We start from the raw sequence: 19,842 nt of genomic DNA on the forward strand, positions 1-19,842 counted from the left end.
TGGAACAGGGGGGAGGCTCGGCGGCTCAGACGAGGGAGCCGTACAGACCGGGGCGGCGGTCCGCGAGGTAGGGGTTGTTCTCCCGGGAGGCGGCCAGGAAGGCGGGGTCGGCGTCGGCGAGGACGAGCTGCTCGGCGCGGCCGGCGCGGGTGCGGGCGACCCCGTCGGGACCGGCGAGGACGGACAGGCCGACGAACTCGAACTCCCCTTCCCGGCCGACCCGGTTGACGTACGCGACGTACATCTGGTTCTCGAAGGCGCGCACCGGGATCATCGACTCGGCGACGAACTGGAAGGGGTGCATCTGCGCGGTCGGTACGACGAGGAGGTCGGTGCCGGCCAGGGCGTGGGCGCGGACGTTCTCCGGGAACTCGACGTCGTAGCAGATCAGCAGGCCCACGGTGAGGCCGTTCAGCTCGGCCTGTACGACCTGCTGCCCGCCCGGCGTGAAGTGGTCGCGCTCGAAGCAGCCGAAGAGGTGGGTCTTGCGGTAGTTCGCGAGCCGGGTGCCGTCGGCGGAGACCAGCTGGGCGGAGTTGTAGACGGTGTCGCCGGCGCGCTCCGGGTAGCCGTAGGCGACGGCGATGCCGTGCCGGGTGGCGATCTCGGCGACCGTGTCGGCCCCGTCACCGTCGGCCGGCTCGGCGAGGCGGGCGATGTCGTCGCCGATCGCGTACCCGGTCAGGAACATCTCCGGCGCGGCCAGCAGCCCGGCGCCCGCGGCGGCGGCCCGGCCCGCGGCCTCGTCGAGCACCTTGAGGTTCTCGGCGACGGAACCGGGGCGGCCGGAGCTCTGGAGCAGGGCGGTGCGCATGGGGCATCCTTCACCGGAACGGGACGTTTGGGGGGTCAGGAAGACGGTACGGTCGGCGCGCTCGGCCGGACAAGCAGGAGCCGTTGCGCGCCGGTGCGCGGTTCGTTGCGTACGGCGGGCGCGGGACGGCGATTCGTTGCGCCTCTCCCCCTGGCAGACCCCCGATCAGCCCATCGGCGGGTCCCCGGCTGCCCCCGGCGCGACCGGCGGCGGACGTCCACCGGCGTCCGGGCCCCCTGACGCGGAACGGCCCGGGTCCGCGCGCGGAGGTGCGCGCGGACCCGGGCCGAAGCCCCGTCCCGGGGCGTGCTCGGGGCCTGCCCAGCTAGCCCGGGGCGCCCGACGAGAAGCGGCGCAGCAGCGGGGAGAGGACCAGGACCGACTTGGTCCGCTCCACGAACGGCTCCCCGGCGATCCGCTCCAGCACCCGCTCGAAGTGGCGCATGTCGGAGGCGAAGACCTGGGCGATCGCGTCCGCGTCGCCGGTGACCGTCGACGCGGCCACGACCTCCTGGTAGCGCTCCAGGCCCCGCTGGATGGTCTCCGGCGAGGTGTTGCGCCGGCAGTAGATCTCGATGTAGCCCTCGGTCTCCCAGCCGAGCGCCGCCGGGTCCACCCGGACGGTGAACCCGGTGATGGCTCCGGTGGACCGCAGCCGGTCCACGCGCCGCTTCACGGCGGGCGCGGACAGGCCGACCATCTGCCCGATGTCCGCGTAGGAGCGGCGGGCGTCCTCGGCGAGGGCGTGCACGATGCGTTCGTCGAGATCGTTCAGCACTGGGGGTGGTTCACTTCTTCGGTTCGGGTCACTTCTCTGCCGTCACCGCGATGTCCTCACCGGTCGCAAGACGGGAACGGCGATAGCCGTACAGGAAGTAGAACACGAGTCCCGCGGCCATCCAGCATCCGAAGACGACCCACGTCACGGTGTCGAGGCTGGACATGTTGTAGGCGCAGAAGACGAAGCCCAGCACCGGCAGGACCGGCCCGAACGGCACCCTGAACGTGCGCTCCAGGTTCGGCCGCTTGTAGCGCAGCACGATCACCGCGATGTTGACCAGACCGAAGGCGAACAGCGTGCCGATGCTGGTGGCGTCGACGAGCTTGCCGAGCGGGATGAGGGCGGCGAGCACACCGCAGAAGAGGGAGACGATCACCGTGTTGAGGCGGGGGGCGCCGGTCTTGGAGTGGATCCTGCCGAGCGCCTTCGGCATCAGGCCGTCGCGGGCCATGGCGAAGAGGATGCGGGTCTGGCCGTAGAGCACGGTGAGCACCACGCTGGCGATGGAGATGACCGCGCCCAGGGCGAGCAGGGTGCCCCAGAAGGTCTGGCCGCTGACATCGTCCATGATCGCGGCGAGGGTCGCCTCCGAACCGTCGAACTTCTTCCAGTTCCAGGCGCCGACGGCGACGCCCGCGACGAGCACGTACAGCGCGGTCACGATGATCAGCGACAGCATGATCGCCCGCGGCAGGTCCCGCTTGGGGTCCTTCGCCTCCTCGCCGGCGGTGGAGGCGGCGTCGAAGCCGATGTACGAGAAGAACAGCGTGGCGCCGGCGGCGCTGACCCCGGTCATGCCGAGCGGCATGAAGTCGGCGTAGTTGCCGGACTTGAAGCCCATCACGCCGATGGCGCAGAACAGCACCAGCGCGGCGATCTTCACACTGACCATGATGGTGTTGGCGCGGGCGGACTCCCGGGCGCCGCCGAGCAGGAACACCATCGCCAGCAGGACGACGATCAGCGCGGGCAGGTTGATGACACCGCCCTCGCCCGGCGCCGAGGACAGGGCGCTCGGGATGGTGACGCCGATGGTGCCGTCAAGCAGCTCGTTCAGGTACTGGCCCCAGCCGACGGCGACGGCGGCCACCGACACGCCGTACTCCAGCACCAGGCACCAGCCGCACACCCAGGCGACCAGCTCGCCCAGCGTTGCGTACGCATACGAGTAGGAGGAGCCGGCGACCGGGATGCTGCCCGCCAGCTCGGCGTAGGACAGGGCGGAGAAGAGAGCCGTGAGGCCGGCGATCACGAAGGACAGGGTGACCGCGGGACCGGCCTCCGGGACGGCGTCGCCGAGGACGACGAAGATGCCGGTGCCGAGCGTGGCACCGATGCTGATCATGGTCAGCTGCCACATCCCGAGGGAGCGCCGAAGCTGTCCTCCCTCGCCCTGGCCGCCCTCTGCGACCAGGCGTTCCACGGGCTTGCGACGCAGCAGGCGCGCGGCGACGCCCGGGGACGCGGGGGCGGCCGATAGCGGGTTCTGCGGGGGTGCGCCTTGATCGAGCACGCGCTGGCTCCTTGTTCGCTGCCGTCGAGTGAGAGTACGGACCGGCATGTCCGCCGGCCGTCGCGGCCGGGACCGGGGGAGCCTGCGGGGCAGGAACCGACCGAGCGGGGTCCCCGGCACACACGTACTAGCGCAGCACCCTACGAGGCTGGCCTTCACGGGCGTAATGCAGCAACCTTGCGCATCCCCGCATGATCATTGCGTTCATCCGGCCGGAATGACAAATCGTTGCGCAGGCGCTGTCGACCGTTGCGCGATGATCTCCCGTGCCTGCTCAGCGGCGGTCCGGGGGCTCCTGGTGCGGGAACGCCGACGGCCCCCGCCGCTCCCGGGTACGGGAGCGGCGGGGGCCGTCCAGGCACTCTCTTCGGACCTCGCCGGCGTCGCCCGAAGGCACCGCCACCCGAGGCCGACCCGATCCGACGGAAAGGACCTAGCTCCAGCTGGCGTGCAGCGGCTTGCCCTCGGCGTAGCCGGCCGCGCTCTGGACGCCGATGACGGCCTTCTCGGCGAACTCCTCCAGGGAGCCCGCGCCGGCGTAGGTGCAGGAGGAGCGGACGCCCGCGATGATCGAGTCGACCAGGTCCTCGACGCCCGGACGGGCCGGGTCGAGGAACATGCGGGAGGTGGAGATGCCCTCCTCGAACAACGCCTTGCGGGCGCGGTCGTACGCGGACTCGTCGGACGTGCGGTTGGCCACGGCACGGGCGGAGGCCATGCCGAACGACTCCTTGTAGGCACGGCCGCTGGCGTCGTGCTGGAGGTCGCCCGGGGACTCGTACGTGCCCGCGAACCAGGATCCGACCATCACGTTCGACGCGCCGGCCGCGAGCGCCATGGCGACGTCACGCGGGTGGCGGACACCGCCGTCGGCCCACACGTGCTTGCCGTACTTCCTGGCCTCGGCGGCGCACTCCAGGACGGCGGAGAACTGCGGCCGGCCCACACCGGTCATCATGCGGGTGGTGCACATGGCGCCCGGGCCGACACCGACCTTGATGATGTCCGCGCCGGCGTCGATCAGGTCCTTGACGCCCTCGGCGGAGACGATGTTGCCGGCGACGATCGGCACCCGCGGGTCGAGCGCGCGCACCACCCTGATGGCGCTGATCATCGACTCCTGATGGCCGTGCGCGGTGTCGATGACGAGCGTGTCCACGCCCGCGTCGAGCAGCTGCTTGGCCTTGCCCGCCACATCGCCGTTGATGCCGACGGCGGCGGCGATCCGCAGCCTGCCCTGGGCGTCCACGGCGGGCGTGTAGAGCGTGGCGCGCAGGGCGCCCTTGCGGGTGAGGATGCCGGCCAGCCTGCCGTCCTCGTCGACGGCCGGGGCGTAGCGGCGGTTGTGCTGGTCGAGGGTGTTGAAGGCCTCGCGCGGGTCGATGTCGGCGTCCAGCAGGAGCAGGTCCTTGGACATGACCACTTCGAGCTGGGTGAAGCGGTCGACGCCGGACAGGTCGGCGTCGGTGACGACACCGACGGGCCGCCGGTTCTCGTCCACGACCACACCGGCGTTGTGCGCCCGCTTGGGCAGCAGCGCGAGCGCGTCGGCGACGGTCTGGTGCGGCGCGAGCACGATGGGGGTGTCCAGCACCAGGTGGCGGCTCTTCACCCAGGAGACCACGTCGGTGACGACGTCGATCGGGATGTCCTGCGGGATGACCACGAGGCCGCCCCGGCGAGCCATGGTCTCGGCCATCCGGCGGCCGGCGATGGCGGTCATGTTGGCGACGACGAGCGGGATGGTGGTGCCCGTGCCGTCCGGCGAGCTGAGGTCCACGCCCTGACGCGAGCCGACCGCGGAACGGCTCGGCACCATGAACACGTCGTCGTACGTCAGGTCGTACGCGGGCTGGATGTCATTGAGGAAACGCACGTGCTGCACATCCCAGTCGATCAGAGGTGACCCCCGGACAGGTGTGCCAGGGGGAAAGAGCACGTACTTCATTCTCCCATGTCGGGGGCCGTGTCATGCCCCGACGGAACATCCAGGGTCGCCGCGGGTCGCCTAGGAGCTTCCTCCAAGGGCGAGGGCGACGGTCAGCGCCGGCATCACGCGCATGGCGTGCGTGAAGACCTCCTGGGCGGTCTCCCACTCCTGGGGCCGCTGCCGCGCGTAGCCCTCCCAGCCGCGTACGACGACCAGGAGCCCCCTGCCCTCGGCCTCCTGCGGCCACACGGACAGGTCGGACAGGGAGTCGGCCAGCGCGTCCCAGTTGCGGCCGAACCAGCCGGGCAGCGACAGGGTCCGGGCGGCGCGGTCCATCAGCCCGGCCTTGTCGGTGACGCCGTCGAGGTCGAGGACGACCACGAAACGGCCGGTCAGGTCTTCGCTCATCTCAGTACCGCCCGGAACGACTCGTAGTGATCATCGGTGTAGTAGATCTCCCCGTCTCGCCCGGTGACCAGGCGCCGGGCCCCGCGGTCGGGTGAGCCGGGGGTCGGCACGGTGTACTCGTGGTAGTAGCCGCGCCGGTGCTTCGGCAGCCGTCCCTCGAAGTCGCCGAAGACGGTGCCGTCCTTGGCGTAGGGGAAGGGGCCGCCCTTGTCGACGAGGGCGAGTGTCCTGCGGGCCTCGGCCGGGAGCCGGGACTCCTGGACGGTGGCCATGCCCCGGGCCCAGGGCGGGGTGGCGGTGCCCGTGCCCGGCGGGGCCGGGGCGGAGCCGCCCGCGCACCCCGTCAGGAGGACGGCGAGAGCGACGAGCAGCCCGGCGAGGGCGCGGGGGACGAACCGTGGCAGCATGCGGACGATGCTGCCACGGCCGCCCGGGCACGACCCTCCGTCAGACCCCGTCGGGGTCCTGACGGTTGAGCGCCGGCTTCGGCGTGGGCCCCGCCGTCATCAGGTAGTCGGCGGCCGAGGTGTCCGTCACCAGGCTGGTGACCAGCCCGGAGCGCAGCACCGCGTCGATCGCGGACGCCTTGCGCTGCCCGCCCGCGATCGCCACGACCTCCGGGATACGGCGCAGCTGGTCGGCCTTGACCGTGATGCACCGCTCCCCCAGGTCCCGTCCGATGCGGCGTCCCTCGGCGTCGAAGAGGTGCGCCGACATCTCGGCGGCGACACCGAGCGAGGCGTAGTGCGCCCGCTCCTCGTCGCTGAGCATGTCGTGCACGGTCGAGATGCCCGGCTCCCAGGAGCCGATGGAGACACAGGCGACCGTGACCTTGTCGAAGTACTCGAAGGCCCGGGCGATCCCGGTCTGGTTGCGCAGGGCCACCGCGGTGGCCGCGTCCGGCAGCAGCATCGGCGCGTAGATGGGGTGGGCGTCGCCGCCGGAGACCTGGGCGGCCCGGCGGACCGCCTCCACCGAGCCGCGCTCGGCGGTCCCGGCGTCGTACACGCCCGTCAGCTGCACCACCGTGCACGGCGGCAGCCGGTCGAGCGCCGCCGCCATGTGGATGGTGGACCGGCCCCAGGCCAGCCCGAGGACGTCCCCCTCGTTGACGAGCTCGCCGAGCAGGTCGGCGGCCACCTCGCCGAGGTTCTCGGGGTCGGGGGTCTCCTCGGCCTCGGCCGGGGACTCGACCACGACGGCGTGCCGCAGGCCGTAGCGGGCGCGGAGCGCGTCGGAGCGCTCGGCGTCCAGCTCGGCCGGGACGCGGATCTCGATGCGGACGAGATCCCGTTCGAGGGCCGTCTCCAGGACCCGGGCCACCTTGAAGCGGCTGACGCCGAACTCCTCCGCGATCTGGATCTTGGACTTGCCCTCAAGGTAGAAGCGGCGGGCCATGGCCGCCGCCTGCACCAGCTCAGCGGGTCCCATCCGCATGGCTGACCGGCCCGCCGACATACCCGACACGGCGATCTCCTCACTGCTGTTCACACTCTGGATTCGCCGTTCATCCTCGCAGATTCGGCGCTACTGATCCGCCCTGATGGGCGGCGTTCACTCAAGCGTTCACTTTGCCGTGGCTCAGTGGTCGCATGCCCAGGACGCCTTGGCGGTGGCCGCCTCCGCCCGCGTGCGCAGGGCGCGTACGGCCTCCGCCGGGTCGTCCGCACCGTAGACGGCCGAGCCGGCGACGAACACGTCCGCTCCCGCGTCCGCGCACCGCTCGATCGTCGAGGCCGAGACACCCCCGTCCACCTGCAGCCACAGCTGCAGGCCGTGCTTCCTGATCAGCTCACGGGTGCGGCGGATCTTGGGCAGCATGATGTCCAGGAACGCCTGGCCGCCGAAGCCCGGTTCCACCGTCATGACGAGCAGCATGTCGAGTTCCGGGAGCAGGTCCTCGTACGGCTCGATCGGTGTGGCGGGCTTGAGCGCCATGGAGGCGCGGGCGCCCTTGGCGCGGATCTCCCGGGCGAGCCGTACGGGGGCGGCGGCCGCCTCCACGTGGAAGGTGACCGAGGAGGCCCCCGCCTCGACGTACTGGGGCGCCCACCGGTCGGGCTGCTCGATCATCAGGTGGCAGTCCAGCGGGGTGTCCGTCGCACGGGCCAGGGACTCCACCACCGGCACGCCGAGCGTGAGGTTCGGGACGAAGTGGTTGTCCATGACGTCGACATGGAGCCAGTCGGCGCCCTGGACCGCCTTGGCCTCCTCCGCGAGGCGGGCGAAGTCGGCGGACAGGATGCTGGGGTTGATCTGCGCGGCCATGCCCCAAGCCTGCCATGCCGCCGCTCCGTGCCGCAGCGGCGGTCCTCGGATGGGGATGCGGCTGCCGGGCCGGTGGGGGCCGGTCGCGCCGTTCCTCGCGCCCCTTTCGGGGCGCTGCGCCCGGCGGCTTCACGCGGTTCTGCGGATCAGGGCCAGGTACATCGCGTCCGTGCCGTGGAGGTGCGGCCAGAGCTGCAGGTCGGGGCCCTCGCCCAGGTCCGGGACGCCGGGCAGGAGAGGGCGGGCGTCGACCAGCTCGGCGTCCGGGTGCTGTTTGAGGACGTCGGCCACGACCGCGCGGGTCTCGGCGAGGTGCGGGGAGCAGGTGGCGTAGCCGACGACTCCGCCGACGCGCACCGAGTCCAGGGCGGTGCGCAGCAGTCCGCGCTGGAGCGGGGCGAAGTTGTCCAGGTCCTCGGGGCGGCGGCGCCAGCGGGCCTCGGGACGGCGGCGCAGGGCGCCCAGACCGGTGCAGGGCACGTCGACCAGCACCCGGTCGAAGGTCCGGGGGCGCCACGGCGGGCGGGTGCCGTCGGCGGCGATGACCTGGTACGGCCCGGGATTGCCGTGCAGCGCCTTGGCCACCAGGGCGGCCCGGTGCGGCTGCTTCTCCGAGGCGAGCAGCGTGGCCCCGCGCGCGGCGGCGAGGGCGCCGAGCAGCGCCGCCTTGCCGCCCGGGCCGGCGCACGCGTCGAGCCACTTCTCGTCGGGTCCGTCGAGCGGGGCGTTCGCCAGCGCGAGGGCGACCAGCTGGCTGCCCTCGTCCTGGACGCCGGCGCGCCCCTCGCGGACGGCCTCCACCGCGCCCGGCTCACCGCCCTCGGCGAGCCGCACGGCGTACGGCGACCAGCGCCCCGGTACGGCGGCGTCCTCGCGCAGCAGCTCCTCGGTGGTGGCCCGCCCCGGCCGGGCGACCAGCGTCACCTCGGGCCGCTCGTTGTCGGCCGCCAGCAGCTCCTCGATGCCGGCCCGGCCACCGCCGAGGGAGTCCCACAGCGCGGAGACGACCCAGCGGGGGTGGGAGTGCACGACGGCGAGGTGGTCCTCGGGATCGTCGTCGTAGGGCGGCGCGACCTTCTCGACCCATCCGCCGAGGTCGTTCTGGGCCACCTTCCGCAGCACGGCGTTGACGAACTTGGCCCGTCCGTCCCCGAGCACCACGCGGGCCAGCTCGACGGCGGAGGAGACGGCGGCGTGGGTGGGGATCCGTGTGCCGAGCAACTGGTGCACGCCGAGGCTGAGCACGTCCAGCACCGGCGGGTCGACCTCGCGCAGCGGCCGGTCGACACAGGCGGCGACGACGGCGTCGTACGTGCCCTGCCGGCGCAGCGTGCCGTACACCAGCTCGGTGGCGAGGGCGGCGTCCCGGGCGTCGAAGTCGCCCTTCTCGCGGGCCTTCCTGAGCAGCGGCGGCAGCACGAGGTTGGCGTACGCGTCCCGCTCGTCCACCGCGCGCAGCGCCTCGAAGGCGAGGATGCGGACGGGGTCCTTCTGGGGACGGCGGTAGGGCTTGGCGGGCTTGCGCGGCCGCCGGGACTGCTCGCTCACGAAAAGGTGCTCCGGGTGGGAAGAAGGGGATGCGGCTCCAGCCTACGTCGGCCGCAGCGCCCTCCTGGCCGCCCGGGGTTGTCGTCCACGCGTCCGGTGGGTCAGGCAGCTCAGGCGCCGAGGCTGTCGGAGCCCGTGATGCGCGCTCCCCTCGCCCAGTCGGCGGCGCGCATCGGCTTCTTGCCCTGGGCCTGGACCCAGAGCAGCTCGACGGCGTACGAACCGGTGCCCACGTGCACGCTGTTCTTGCCCACCGCGAGCCGGCCCGGCGCGAGGTCGGTCCGCTCGGGCACGGGCGTGACCTGGATGAGCTTGAGCCGCTCGCCGCGGAAGACGGTCCACGCACCGGGCGCCGGGGTGCAGCCGCGCACGACCCGGTCGACGCGCAGCGCCGGCGCCGCCCAGTCCACCTGGGCGTCCTCGACTGTGATCTTCGGCGCGAGGGAGATGCCCTCGGCGGGCTGCGGTACGGCCTTCAGGGCGCCGTCCGCGATGCCGTCCATGGTCGCCGCGAGCAGCCCCGAGCCCGCGAAGGCGAGCCGGGTGAGCAGGTCACCGCTGGTGTCGGTGGGGCGGATCTCCTCGGTCACCGTGCCGTAGACCGGCCCGGAGTCCAGGCCCTCCTCGATGAGGAACGTGGACGCCCCGGTGATCTCGTCGCCCGCCATGATGGCGTGCTGCACCGGCGCCGCGCCGCGCCAGGCGGGCAGCAGCGAGAAGTGCAGGTTGACCCAGCCGTGCGCGGGGATGTCCAGGGCCGCCTTCGGCAGCAGGGCGCCGTAGGCGACGACCGGGCAGCAGTCCGGCGCGATCTCCGTCAGCCGCTCCAGGAACTCCGGGTCCCGGGGCTTGTGCGGCTTCAGGACCTCGATCCCGGCCTCCTCCGCCCGCTCGGCCACGGGCGACGCGACCAGTCGGCGCCCGCGCCCGGCCGGCGCGTCGGGCCGCGTGACGACGGCGGCCACCTCGTGCCGCCCGGAGGCGAGCAGAGCGTCCAGAGCGGGAACGGCGACCTCGGGGGTACCGGCGAAGACGAGCTTCATGGGCGGGATCGGGCCTCTCGGGCGGGGGTCGGGCGGGCAGCACACCAGTCTATGACCATGAACGGCGCACGAGCGGATGGGCGGGCGTACGCATATGCCCGTACGCCCCCACCCCGTGACCAGCGGAGCGTCAGCGCGTTGGTCAAGAAAGAGTTGACCACATCGGGCCGCTTCTCCCGGCCCAGTTCCTTTCAACGCCGGTTCGAGAGGCTTGTTCATGGCCGACCACGCAACCCACGACGCCCAGGCCCGGGCCAGCCTGCACTTGCTGGTGCGGGACATCGAGCGGGTCCGCCGGCAGGTGGACGCGCTGCGCACGCTCACCGCCCAGCTGGGCAACGTCTACCGCCCGCGCCGCACCGGCCCGTCCACGGGCTTCGTCGTCTACGGACGCGCCCCCGCGCCGACGGTCCGCCTCGCCCAGGAACTCCGGGACAGTGTCGAAACCCTGGTCACGGCCGCCGTGGACTTCGACCGCTCGCTCGGCTTCTCGTGGGACGCGGTGGGCTCGGCGCTCGGGGTCACCAAGCAGGCGGTGCACCGCCGTTACGGCGCCCGCCGTGCCGCGGCCCAGGCGGCGGCCGAGGCCGAGCGGACACCGGAGCCGACCGGCACCCGCACGATCAACGTGCCCACCGGGCTGCCGACGGTCCCCGCGGCCCGCTCCATGCCCACCCAGCCGACCGCGGGCAGCCCCGCGCTGCGCGACGACGTCCGGCCGACGGCCTTCCCCGGCCCCCGCAACGGCTGACGCCCCCACCCGGCCCCGCCCTCCCGGATCCCGTCCGTGAGGGCGGCCGCGTGCCGGGCGTCCGTCACCGCCGTGGAACGCCCCGGCGAGACACCCGGTGTCAGCCGATGTCCGGTGGGTCGATCCGTACCCGTACCGCCTCCGCGCCGCCCCGCGCCATGCGCGCGGCCTGGGCCGTCTTCAGGGCGGTGGCCAGCGCGGCCCCGCTGCCCGGCGGCACCCGGACCAGGGCCCGCTCCCAGTGCTCGCCGGGTGGCGGCGCGCCGGGTCGGTGGGGCCGGCCGGGCGGCGGGGGCGGCAGCGGTACCGGACCCAGCACCTCGGCGTCCGGCGGCAGGCCGGCCGCCGCCAGGAACTCGGCGACGGCCGCGGGCGGACCGGACACGGCCGCCATCCGGGACACCGGCGGGAAGCCCAGCTCGGCCCGCTCGGCCAGCTCCCGCACGGCGTGCCCGACCGGGTCCCAGCGCACCAGCGCCTGCACGGGCCGCAGGGTCGGCTCGGCCACCACGACCACGGTGCCCCCCTCGCTCTGGGGCCGCACCAGCGCGCCGGCCGCGATCCACCGGCGCAGCGCGTCCTCACCGGCCCGCAGGTCGGGCCGTACGAGCATGGCCCAGCCGTCCAGCAGGAGCGCCGCCGCGTATCCGCCCTCGGCGACGGGTTCGGCGCCCGGCGTGCTGACGACCAGCGCGGGCGCGTCCGGCACGGTGTCCAGCACGTGCTCGCGCCCCGAGGTGCGCACCGGTACGGCGGGGAAGGCCCGCCCCAGTTCCTCGGCGGTGCGGCGCGCGCCCACGACCTGGGCGCGGAGCCGGAAGCCGCCGCACTCCGGGCAGTGCCAGGCGCCCTCCTCGCGTCCGCACCAGTCGCAGCGCAGCACGCCCGCGTCCTGCCCCTGGAGCGGTCCGGAGCAGTGCCGGCACCGGGCGGGCGCCCGGCACCGGGCACAGGCCATGCGGGGCGCGTAGCCACGGCGGGGCACCTGCACCAGCACCGGCCCGTGCCGCAGCCCCTCGCGGGCCGCCTGCCAGGCGAGGGTGGGCAGCCGGGCGGCCCGGGCGGCCTCGTCGCGCGCGAGGTCGTCGTCGCCGACCGTGCGGACCAGGGGCGCGGTCCGGCGCACCTGCTCCCGCCCGGCGGCCAACGGCCGCGCCCAGCCGCTCTCGACGAGCTGGGCGGCCTCCACCGTGCAGCTCCAACCCCCCAGCAGGAAGGCGCACTTGTCCAGCGCGGCGCGGAGCAGGAGCACATCCCGGGCGTGCGGCTGGGGGGCGTGCTGCTCGCTGTGGCTGTCGTCCCCGTCGTCCCAGACGGCGACGAGCCCCAAATCCCGCACGGGTGCGAACATCGCCGCCCGGGTCCCCACGACGGCCCGCACCGAACCCCGCGACACCGCGAGCCACTGCGCGTACCGCTTCTCAGGCCCGGCGTCGGCGGTGAGCAGCGCGTGCCGGCCCGTGCCGAGCAGCGCGGTCAGGGCGGCGTCGACGCGCGCGGCGGCCCGCCCGTCCGGTACGACGACGAGGGCACCGCGTCCGGAGGCGAGGGTGGCGGCGACGGCCCGGGCCAGCTCCTCGCTCCACCGCGGCCCCGGCAGCGCGTTCCACACGGCCCTGGGCGCCCCGCCGGAGGCCAGCGCGTCCAGGAAGGCGGCCCCGTGCTCGTAGCGCGCCCAGGGGCCGGGCTGAGGTTTCTCCGGCGGGGGCAGCGGGGCGGGCGAGGTCCGCTGCTCGGCGCGGGCGTTGCGCGGCGGCACGGCCAGCTGGAGGACGTCGGCGAGGCTGCCCGCGTACCGGTCGGCGACGGCGCGGGCGAGGCCGAGCAGTTCCTCGCTCAGCACCGGCTCCGGCGACACCACCTGGGCGAGCGCGGCCAGCGGTCCCGGGTAGTCGGACTCGGCGCGCCGCTCGATGAGGAAGCCGTCGATGAGGCCGCCGCCCTCCCGGCGGCCCTCCCGCACCCGGTGCCGCCCGGCTCCGAACCGCACCCGCACCCGCACGCCGGGCCGCGCCTCGGCGTCCAACTCCTCCGGGACGGCGTAGTCGAAGTACCGGTCGAGGTGCAGCACGCCCTTGTCGACCAGCACCCGTGCGACGGGCAGTTCCTTGGCGAGCGCGGCCCCCCGCCAGGTCCGCGGCTTGGCCCGCGGCGCCTTGGCCCGCCGGACACTCTCCCGAATGAGCGCAAGCTGCTCCGGCGGCGCCCCCTCGGCCCCGCCGTCCCCGCCCACCCCGTTCTCGCTGCTCACCCTTGCATTCTTACCAAACCCCACCGACAACACCGCCGAGCCCTTGGGCCACCTCGGCCTTCCGGGCCCGGGCCGCGCCGCCCCCGCCCCCCGCACCCGGGACACACCACGGCCCGGCTCCCCGAAGGAAGCCGGGCCGTGGACGGGCCGGTGTGGGGTTACAGGCCCGCGGCGGCGCGCAGGGCGTCGACGCGGTCCGTGCGCTCCCAGGTGAAGTCGGGGAGCTCGCGGCCGAAGTGGCCGTAGGCCGCCGTCTGGGAGTAGATCGGGCGGAGCAGGTCGAGATCGCGGATGATCGCGGCCGGACGGAGGTCGAAGACCTCGTCGATCGCCTTCTCGATCTTCTCGGGATCGATCTTGTGCGTGCCGAAGGTCTCCACGAAGAGACCGACGGGCTCGGCCTTGCCGATCGCGTAGGCGACCTGGACCTCGCAGCGGGACGCCAGGCCGGCCGCCACGACGTTCTTCGCCACCCAGCGCATCGCGTAGGCCGCCGAGCGGTCGACCTTGGACGGGTCCTTGCCGGAGAACGCGCCACCGCCGTGGCGGGCCATGCCGCCGTAGGTGTCGATGATGATCTTGCGGCCGGTGAGGCCGGCGTCGCCCATCGGGCCGCCGATCTCGAAACGGCCGGTCGGGTTCACCAGCAGGCGGTAGCCCTCGGTGTCCAGCTTGATGCCCTCGTCCAGGAGCGCCTTCAGCTCCGGCTCCACGACGAACTCGCGGATGTCGGGCGCGAGCAGCGACTCCAGGTCGATGTCGGAGGCGTGCTGGGAGGAGACGACCACCGTGTCGAGGCGGACGGCCTTGTCGCCGTCGTACTCGATGGTGACCTGCGTCTTGCCGTCGGGGCGCAGGTAGGGGATGGTGCCGTTCTTGCGGACGTCCGAGAGGCGCTTGGACAGCCTGTGCGCCAGGAAGATCGGCAGCGGCATCAGGGTGGGCGTCTCGTCGGACGCGTAGCCGAACATCAGGCCCTGGTCGCCCGCGCCCTGCTTGTCCAGTTCGTCGTCGTCGCCCTCGACCCGGGCCTCGTACGCCGCGTCGACACCCTGCGCGATGTCCGGGGACTGCGCGCCGATGGACACCGAGACACCGCAGGAAGCGCCGTCGAAGCCCTTCTTGGAGGAGTCGTAGCCGATTTCGAGGATCTTGTCCCGCACGAGCTGCGCGATCGGCGCGTACGCCTTGGTCGTGACCTCGCCGGCCACGTGGACCAGGCCGGTGGTGATCAGCGTCTCCACGGCGACCCGGGAGGTCGGGTCCTCGCGCAGAAGCGCGTCGAGAATGGTGTCGCTGATCTGGTCAGCGATCTTGTCGGGGTGACCCTCGGTCACGGACTCCGAGGTGAACAGGCGACGGGACACAACGCTCCCTGTGGTTGCAGCGGCTGCTGGCTGATCATTTGCGGTCGGCGTGGGCTGCGCCTGGCGCCGACCGTGGACAGTTTATCGGGCCGACCCGGCCGGCGGGCCACTGTCTCGCCTCTCGGGAGCGCTGTGACCTGCGGCACGGGCATTCTGCACATGGGCGAGCGGCCTTGGCCAGGGCCGCCGCACCCCGTTCGGACCAGGTGGAACCCGGTCGACAGTTCCCCCGTTCGCCCGCGGGGCGGTTAGCCCAGTCGCCGTACGACCAGGTCCCAGACGGTGTCGGCGAGGGCCTCCTTGGGGCCGTGCGGCACCGGGGTCTCGCTGCCGTCGGCGCCCAGCACGACGGCCTCGTTCTCCTCTGCGCCGAAGGTCTTGCGCTCCCCCACCTCGTTGACCACGAGGAGGTCGCAGCCCTTGCGGGCCAGCTTGGCGCGGCCGTTGGCGAGGACGTCGTCGGTCTCGGCGGCGAAGCCGACGACCACCTGCCCGGGGCGGGCGCGCTCCGCGGAGATCTCCGCGAGGACGTCCGGATTGCGCACCAGGACGATCGGGTCGGGGTCCTGGCCGTCCTTCTTCTTGATCTTCCCGGTGGCGTACGCGGCCGGGCGGAAGTCGGCGACGGCGGCGGCCATGACGACGGCGTCCGCGTCCGCCGCGGCCTTCAGGACCGCCTCGCGCAGCTGGACGGCGGTGCCGACGCGGACGACGTCCACGCCCGCCGGGTCGGGCAGGCCGGTGTTGGCCGAGACCAGTGTCACCCGGGCGCCGCGGGCGGCGGCGGTGCGGGCGAGGGCGTACCCCTGCTTGCCGGAGGAGCGGTTGCCGAGGAAGCGGACCGGGTCGAGGGGTTCGCGGGTGCCGCCGGCGGAGACGACGACGTGCCGCCCCGCGAGGTCGGATCCGGTGCCGCCCCGGGCCAGCACGCGGCGGCACACCTCGAAGATCTCCGCCGGGTCGGGCAGCCGGCCCTTGCCGGTGTCGACGCCGGTGAGGCGGCCGACGGCGGGCTCGACGACGACGGCGCCGCGGCGGCGCAGCGTGGCCACGTTCTCCCGGGTGGCCGGGTGCTCCCACATCTCGGTGTGCATCGCCGGGGCGAAGACCACGGGACAGCGGGCGGTGAGCAGGGTGTTGGTCAGCAGGTCGTCGGCGAGGCCGTGGGCGGCCTTGGCCAGCATGTCGGCGGTGGCCGGGGCCACGACCACCAGGTCGGCGTGCTGGCCGATGCGGACGTGCGGGACCTCGTGCACCTCGTCCCAGACCTCGGTGGAGACCGGGTTGCCGGAGAGGGCGGACCAGGTGGCGGCGCCGACGAAGTGCAGCGCGGAGGCGGTGGGCACCACGCGGACGTCGTGGCCCGACTCCGTGAACCTTCTCAGCAGCTCACAGGCCTTGTAGGCGGCGATGCCGCCCGTGACCCCCAGCACGACCTTCGGCTTGTCCACCATGGCTCCTCGCGTTCGAGAATCTGCAACACCCATGACACACCACAGGCCCGGCAGCATGACTGCCGGGCCTGTGGATAAGTCAGTCGCGATCTGAAAGTACTACCGCGCGTACTACTGGGCCGGGCCCTCGATGGCCTCGGAGGTCAGCAGACCGGCGTTGATCTCGCGCAGCGCGATCGAGAGCGGCTTCTCGTGGACGTGGGTGTCCACGAGCGGACCGACGTACTCAAGGAGGCCCTCACCGAGCTGCGAGTAGTACGCGTTGATCTGGCGGGCACGCTTGGCCGCGTAGATCACGAGGCTGTACTTCGAGTCGGTCGCCTCAAGAAGCTCGTCGATCGGCGGGTTGATGATGCCCTCGGGCGCGGTGATGGAAGAGGACACGCTCTACCTTCCGATGGATGGGAAAGAACCAGACATCGTGATCACAGTCACGATCACACAACGTCCATCAAGGCTAGCAGCTCGCGGGCCACGTCCTCGACGGAGGTGTTGACCAGGGTCTCGTCGAACTCCGGCTCGGCCGCCAGCTCGGTCCTCGCCGCCGCCAGACGGCGCTCGATGACCTCGGGCGGCTCGGTCCCCCGGCCGGTCAGCCGGCGCACCAGCTCCTCCCAGGAGGGCGGGGCCAGGAACACCAGCTGGGCGTCGGACAGGGACTCGCGGACCTGCCGGGCGCCCTGGAGGTCGATCTCCAGCAGGACCGGCTCGCCCTTCTCCAGCCGCTCCTGCACGGCCGCGCGGGGCGTGCCGTAGCGGTTGCCGGCGAACTCGGCCCATTCCAGCAGCTCGCCGTTGGCGATCAGCTTGTCCATCTCCTCGTCGGTGACGAAGAAGTAGTGGACGCCGTGCTGCTCACCGGGGCGCGGCTTGCGGGTGGTCGCCGACACCGAGAGCCAGACCTCGGGGTGTTCCTTGCGCATATGGGCGACGACCGTGCTCTTGCCGACCCCCGAGGGGCCGGAGAGCACGGTCAGCCGCGGACGTGCGTCCGGGGGCTCGGGGGTCGTCCCCCGGAGTGTTACTGCCATGCAGCGATTATTCCAGCAATCCCGGAGTGCCCGGGACTCCCTGCCCGCCGGGAGGCGGATCTCAGGAGCCGGTGCTGCCGAACTCACGCTCCAGGGAAGCGATCTGGTTCGAACCGAGACCGCGCACGCGGCGGCTCTCGGAGATTCCCAGACGCTCCATGATCTGCTTGGCGCGGACCTTGCCCACGCCCGGCAGGGACTCAAGGAGGGCGGAGACCTTCATCTTGCCGATGACGTCGTTTTCCTGGCCCTGCTTGATGACCTCGTGCAGGGAGGCGCCGGAGTGCTTGAGTCGATTCTTGACCTCGGCCCGCTCCCGGCGAGCCGCGGCGGCCTTTTCGAGCGCGGCTGCGCGCTGTTCAGGGGTAAGGGGCGGAAGAGCCACGCCTACGTCACCTCGGATGTCGAACTGTCGGATACGGACCGGTGAGGAACCTAGTCGCCCCACACCTGGGGAGCTACGAGCAACACGCTTCGCCCGCTCTCCCCCACTACCTCAGGGGTGTGGGGGTGTCCCCACAGCTCGGAGACTAGCGGGCAAGTCCGCCAGAGTCAGCGAGAACAGCGGAAAAGTCCTGGTCAGCCTCCGCCAGGTCGGACATTTCAGACATAATGCCCCCGATTTGAGGATGTATTCACACTCAGGTCGCCGTGTTCCCGCTCCGCCGGGCACCCGCCCGGGGCTCAGCCCCCGGCGACGGCGGCCCGGATCTCGTCCGCGAACCGCTCGGCGGCCCCGCGCAGCGCGCTGACGTCGGGACCGTGACGCAGAACACCCCGGCTGACGTTCGGCACGACGTTGCGGACGGCCCGACCGAACACCCCGGGCAGGTCGGCCGGCGTCGCGCCCTGCGCCCCGATGCCGGGCGCGAGGAGCGGTCCGTTGACGTCCAGGTCGTAGGAGGACAGGTCGCCGAGCGTGGCGCCCACCACGGCCCCGAAGGAGCCCAGCGGCTCCTCCCCCGCGTTCTCGGCCGCCAGGTGGGCCAGCATGGTCGCCCCGACGCTCCGCCCGTCGGCGCGCACCGCGTGCTGCACCTCGCCGCCCTCCGGGTTGGAGGTCAGCGCCAGCACGAACAGCCCGGTGCCGCTCTGGCGGGCCAGGGCGACGGCCGGGGCGAGCGAGCCGTAGCCGAGGTACGGCGAGACGGTCAGGGCGTCGGAGAACAGCGGCGCGTCCGGGTGCAGGAACGACTCGGCGTAGGCGGCCATGGTGGAGCCGATGTCACCGCGCTTGGCGTCCGTCACGACCAGGGCGCCGGCCGCCCGCGCCTCCCGCACCGACCGCTCCAGGACGGCGAGGCCGCGCGAGCCGAACCGCTCGAAGAAGGCACTCTGCGGCTTCAGGACCGCCACCCGGTCGGCCACGGCCTCGACGACGGTGCGGCTGAACCGCTCCAGGCCGGCCACGTCGTCGTCCAGGCCCCACTCGGCGAGCAGGGAGGCGTGCGGGTCGATGCCGACGCACAGCGGGCCGCGCTCGTCCATGGCGCGGCGCAGCCGGGCACCGAAGGGCTCCAACGGGCTCATGCGGGCTTCCTCACGTCGGCGCCGACCGCGTCGGCGAGGGTGGCGTACGGGCTGGTGCGCAGTCGGGCGGCGAGGCCCTTGTGGATCGCGCGGCACCAGAAGGGGCCCTCGTAGATGAAGGCGCTGTAGCCCTGGACCAGCGTGGCACCGGCCAGGATGCGCTGCCAGGCGTCCTCGGCGGTCTCGATGCCGCCGACGCCCACCAGGGTGATCCGGTCGCCCACGCGCGCGTACAGGCGGCGCAGGACCTCCAGGGAGCGCTCCTTGAGCGGGGCACCGGACAGTCCGCCGGTCTCCCCCACCAGCGCGGGCGCGGAGCGCAGTCCGAGGCCCTCGCGCGCGATGGTGGTGTTGGTGGCGATGATGCCGTCCAGGCCCAGCTCCACGGCGAGGTCCGCGACCGCGTCGACGTCCTCGTCGGCGAGGTCGGGGGCGATCTTCACCAGGAGCGGGACGCGCCGGTGCGCCACCGTGCGGTCGGCGGCCTCGCGCACGGCGGTGAGCAGCGGACGCAGGTGGTCCACCGCCTGGAGGGTGCGCAGGCCGGGGGTGTTCGGGGAGGAGACGTTGACGACCAGGTAGTCGGCGTACGGCGCGAGCCGCTCGGCGGACTTCACGTAGTCGGCGACGGCCTCCGCCTCCGGGACGACCTTGGTCTTGCCGATGTTGACGCCGACCACCGTCCTGAAGACCGGCTCACGGGTGGCGAGGCGGGCCGCGACGGCCAGGGAGCCGTCGTTGTTGAAGCCCATGCGGTTGATCAGCGCGCGGTCCGCGACCAGGCGGAACAGCCGCTTCCTGGGGTTGCCGGGCTGCGGTTCGCCGGTCACCGTGCCGATCTCGACGTGGTCGAAGCCCAGCATGGACATGCCGTCGATGGCGACGGCGTTCTTGTCGAAGCCGGCGGCGAGCCCGAAGGGGCCGTGCATGCGCAGCCCGAGGGCCTCGGTGCGCAGCTCCTTGTGGCGGGGCGCGAGGGCGGCCGCGACGAAGGTGCGCAGCCCGGGGACGCGGGCGGCGAGGCGGATCCAGCGGAAGGCCAGGTAGTGGGCCTTCTCGGGGTCCATGCGCTGGAAGAACAGCCGGAAAAAGATCTGGTACATGGTGTCCTCGTGAAGAGGGGGACACCGTTTCCGGTGTCCCCCTCGGGGCT

At 73.0% G+C, this 19,842-nt stretch carries 19 protein-coding genes; 1 reads left to right on the top strand and 18 read right to left on the bottom strand.

Going from position 1 to position 19,842, the window contains the following annotated elements; all coding sequences use genetic code 11:
* Positions 1–25: 25 nt before the first annotated feature.
* From ACZ3ZD_RS34440 to fmt, 10 genes are all read right to left on the bottom strand, one after another.
* Entirely contained in the window at positions 26–814 is a 789-nt protein-coding gene (locus tag ACZ3ZD_RS34440) for a carbon-nitrogen hydrolase family protein (protein ID WP_467406459.1), read from the bottom strand.
* 325 nt (positions 815–1,139) lie between these two features.
* The gene (locus tag ACZ3ZD_RS34445) at positions 1,140–1,592 is read right to left on the bottom strand and encodes an Lrp/AsnC family transcriptional regulator (RefSeq protein ID WP_450798795.1); all 453 of its coding nucleotides are present in this window, start codon (positions 1,590–1,592) and stop codon (positions 1,140–1,142) included.
* 28 nt (positions 1,593–1,620) lie between these two features.
* Positions 1,621–3,108 (bottom strand): amino acid permease, encoded by a 1,488-nt coding sequence (locus ACZ3ZD_RS34450; RefSeq protein ID WP_467406464.1) that lies wholly within the window; start codon positions 3,106–3,108, stop codon positions 1,621–1,623.
* 433 nt (positions 3,109–3,541) lie between these two features.
* The gene (locus tag ACZ3ZD_RS34455) at positions 3,542–4,984 is read right to left on the bottom strand and encodes a GuaB1 family IMP dehydrogenase-related protein (RefSeq protein WP_467406468.1); all 1,443 of its coding nucleotides are present in this window, start codon (positions 4,982–4,984) and stop codon (positions 3,542–3,544) included.
* A 132-nt stretch (positions 4,985–5,116) separates the two neighbouring features.
* A complete protein-coding gene (locus tag ACZ3ZD_RS34460; protein WP_467406471.1) occupies positions 5,117–5,446 on the bottom strand; it encodes a barstar family protein in 330 nt (109 codons plus the stop codon).
* Positions 5,443–5,853 (bottom strand): guanyl-specific ribonuclease, encoded by a 411-nt coding sequence (locus ACZ3ZD_RS34465; RefSeq protein ID WP_467406474.1) that lies wholly within the window; start codon positions 5,851–5,853, stop codon positions 5,443–5,445. Before ACZ3ZD_RS34465 ends, ACZ3ZD_RS34460 begins: the two co-directional genes overlap by 4 nt.
* Positions 5,854–5,893: 40 nt before the next feature.
* Positions 5,894–6,937, bottom strand: a complete 1,044-nt coding sequence (locus tag ACZ3ZD_RS34470) for a sugar-binding transcriptional regulator (RefSeq protein WP_467406475.1) — start codon at positions 6,935–6,937, stop codon at positions 5,894–5,896.
* A gap of 90 nt (positions 6,938–7,027) precedes the next feature.
* Positions 7,028–7,714, bottom strand: coding sequence for a ribulose-phosphate 3-epimerase (gene rpe, locus ACZ3ZD_RS34475; protein WP_467406481.1), 687 nt, complete (start codon positions 7,712–7,714; stop codon positions 7,028–7,030).
* 129 nt (positions 7,715–7,843) lie between these two features.
* Positions 7,844–9,262 carry an RsmB/NOP family class I SAM-dependent RNA methyltransferase gene (locus ACZ3ZD_RS34480; protein ID WP_467406485.1) on the bottom strand — a complete coding sequence of 473 codons (1,419 nt, stop codon included), beginning with the start codon at positions 9,260–9,262 and terminating at the stop codon, positions 7,844–7,846.
* Positions 9,263–9,372: 110 nt separating this feature from the next.
* Positions 9,373–10,305, bottom strand: a complete 933-nt coding sequence (gene fmt / locus ACZ3ZD_RS34485; RefSeq protein WP_467406489.1) for a methionyl-tRNA formyltransferase — start codon at positions 10,303–10,305, stop codon at positions 9,373–9,375.
* A 217-nt stretch (positions 10,306–10,522) separates the two neighbouring features.
* Here fmt and ACZ3ZD_RS34490 point away from each other — a divergent pair, with 217 nt between their 5' ends.
* The gene (locus ACZ3ZD_RS34490) at positions 10,523–11,056 is read left to right on the top strand and encodes a hypothetical protein (protein ID WP_467406492.1); all 534 of its coding nucleotides are present in this window, start codon (positions 10,523–10,525) and stop codon (positions 11,054–11,056) included.
* Positions 11,057–11,156: 100 nt separating this feature from the next.
* Here the strand turns inward: ACZ3ZD_RS34490 and ACZ3ZD_RS34495 are convergent, their stop codons facing one another.
* The 8 genes from ACZ3ZD_RS34495 to ACZ3ZD_RS34530 form a co-directional block, all read right to left on the bottom strand.
* Positions 11,157–13,307, bottom strand: a complete 2,151-nt coding sequence (locus ACZ3ZD_RS34495) for a primosomal protein N' (protein ID WP_467406495.1) — start codon at positions 13,305–13,307, stop codon at positions 11,157–11,159.
* Between the two features lie 158 nt (positions 13,308–13,465).
* Positions 13,466–14,674: a methionine adenosyltransferase gene (gene metK, locus ACZ3ZD_RS34500; RefSeq protein ID WP_467406499.1), complete on the bottom strand. Its 1,209-nt coding sequence runs from the start codon at positions 14,672–14,674 to the stop codon at positions 13,466–13,468.
* A gap of 248 nt (positions 14,675–14,922) precedes the next feature.
* Complete coding sequence (gene coaBC / locus ACZ3ZD_RS34505) at positions 14,923–16,125, bottom strand: bifunctional phosphopantothenoylcysteine decarboxylase/phosphopantothenate--cysteine ligase CoaBC (RefSeq protein WP_467406548.1); 1,203 nt, start codon at positions 16,123–16,125, stop codon at positions 14,923–14,925.
* 114 nt (positions 16,126–16,239) lie between these two features.
* Positions 16,240–16,512 carry a DNA-directed RNA polymerase subunit omega gene (gene rpoZ, locus ACZ3ZD_RS34510; protein ID WP_005319902.1) on the bottom strand — a complete coding sequence of 91 codons (273 nt, stop codon included), beginning with the start codon at positions 16,510–16,512 and terminating at the stop codon, positions 16,240–16,242.
* A gap of 53 nt (positions 16,513–16,565) precedes the next feature.
* On the bottom strand, positions 16,566–17,159 hold the full coding sequence (gene gmk, locus ACZ3ZD_RS34515; protein ID WP_467406502.1) for a guanylate kinase: 594 nt from the start codon (positions 17,157–17,159) through the stop codon (positions 16,566–16,568).
* Positions 17,160–17,220: 61 nt separating this feature from the next.
* A complete protein-coding gene (locus ACZ3ZD_RS34520) occupies positions 17,221–17,544 on the bottom strand; it encodes an integration host factor (RefSeq protein WP_003977346.1) in 324 nt (107 codons plus the stop codon).
* Between the two features lie 299 nt (positions 17,545–17,843).
* Entirely contained in the window at positions 17,844–18,689 is an 846-nt protein-coding gene (gene pyrF / locus ACZ3ZD_RS34525) for an orotidine-5'-phosphate decarboxylase (protein ID WP_467406504.1), read from the bottom strand.
* On the bottom strand, positions 18,686–19,792 hold the full coding sequence (locus ACZ3ZD_RS34530; RefSeq protein WP_467406505.1) for a quinone-dependent dihydroorotate dehydrogenase: 1,107 nt from the start codon (positions 19,790–19,792) through the stop codon (positions 18,686–18,688). Before ACZ3ZD_RS34530 ends, pyrF begins: the two co-directional genes overlap by 4 nt.
* Positions 19,793–19,842 lie beyond the last annotated feature (50 nt).

The organism is Streptomyces sp. NPDC023481 (genome assembly GCF_055560195.1).

What these genes read in the sequence shown, in the direction of transcription:
- ACZ3ZD_RS34440 (WP_467406459.1), bottom strand. Translation starts at nt 814, where the DNA reads ATGCGCACCGCCCTGCTCCAGAGCTCCGGCCGCCCCGGTTCCGTCGCC.
- ACZ3ZD_RS34460 (WP_467406471.1), bottom strand. Translation starts at nt 5,446, where the DNA reads ATGAGCGAAGACCTGACCGGCCGTTTCGTGGTCGTCCTCGACCTCGAC.
- ACZ3ZD_RS34465 (WP_467406474.1), bottom strand. Translation starts at nt 5,853, where the DNA reads ATGCTGCCACGGTTCGTCCCCCGCGCCCTCGCCGGGCTGCTCGTCGCT.
- rpe (WP_467406481.1), bottom strand. Translation starts at nt 7,714, where the DNA reads ATGGCCGCGCAGATCAACCCCAGCATCCTGTCCGCCGACTTCGCCCGC.
- fmt (WP_467406489.1), bottom strand. Translation starts at nt 10,305, where the DNA reads ATGAAGCTCGTCTTCGCCGGTACCCCCGAGGTCGCCGTTCCCGCTCTG.
- ACZ3ZD_RS34490 (WP_467406492.1), top strand. Translation starts at nt 10,523, where the DNA reads ATGGCCGACCACGCAACCCACGACGCCCAGGCCCGGGCCAGCCTGCAC.
- gmk (WP_467406502.1), bottom strand. Translation starts at nt 17,159, where the DNA reads ATGGCAGTAACACTCCGGGGGACGACCCCCGAGCCCCCGGACGCACGT.
- pyrF (WP_467406504.1), bottom strand. Translation starts at nt 18,689, where the DNA reads ATGAGCCCGTTGGAGCCCTTCGGTGCCCGGCTGCGCCGCGCCATGGAC.
- ACZ3ZD_RS34530 (WP_467406505.1), bottom strand. Translation starts at nt 19,792, where the DNA reads ATGTACCAGATCTTTTTCCGGCTGTTCTTCCAGCGCATGGACCCCGAG.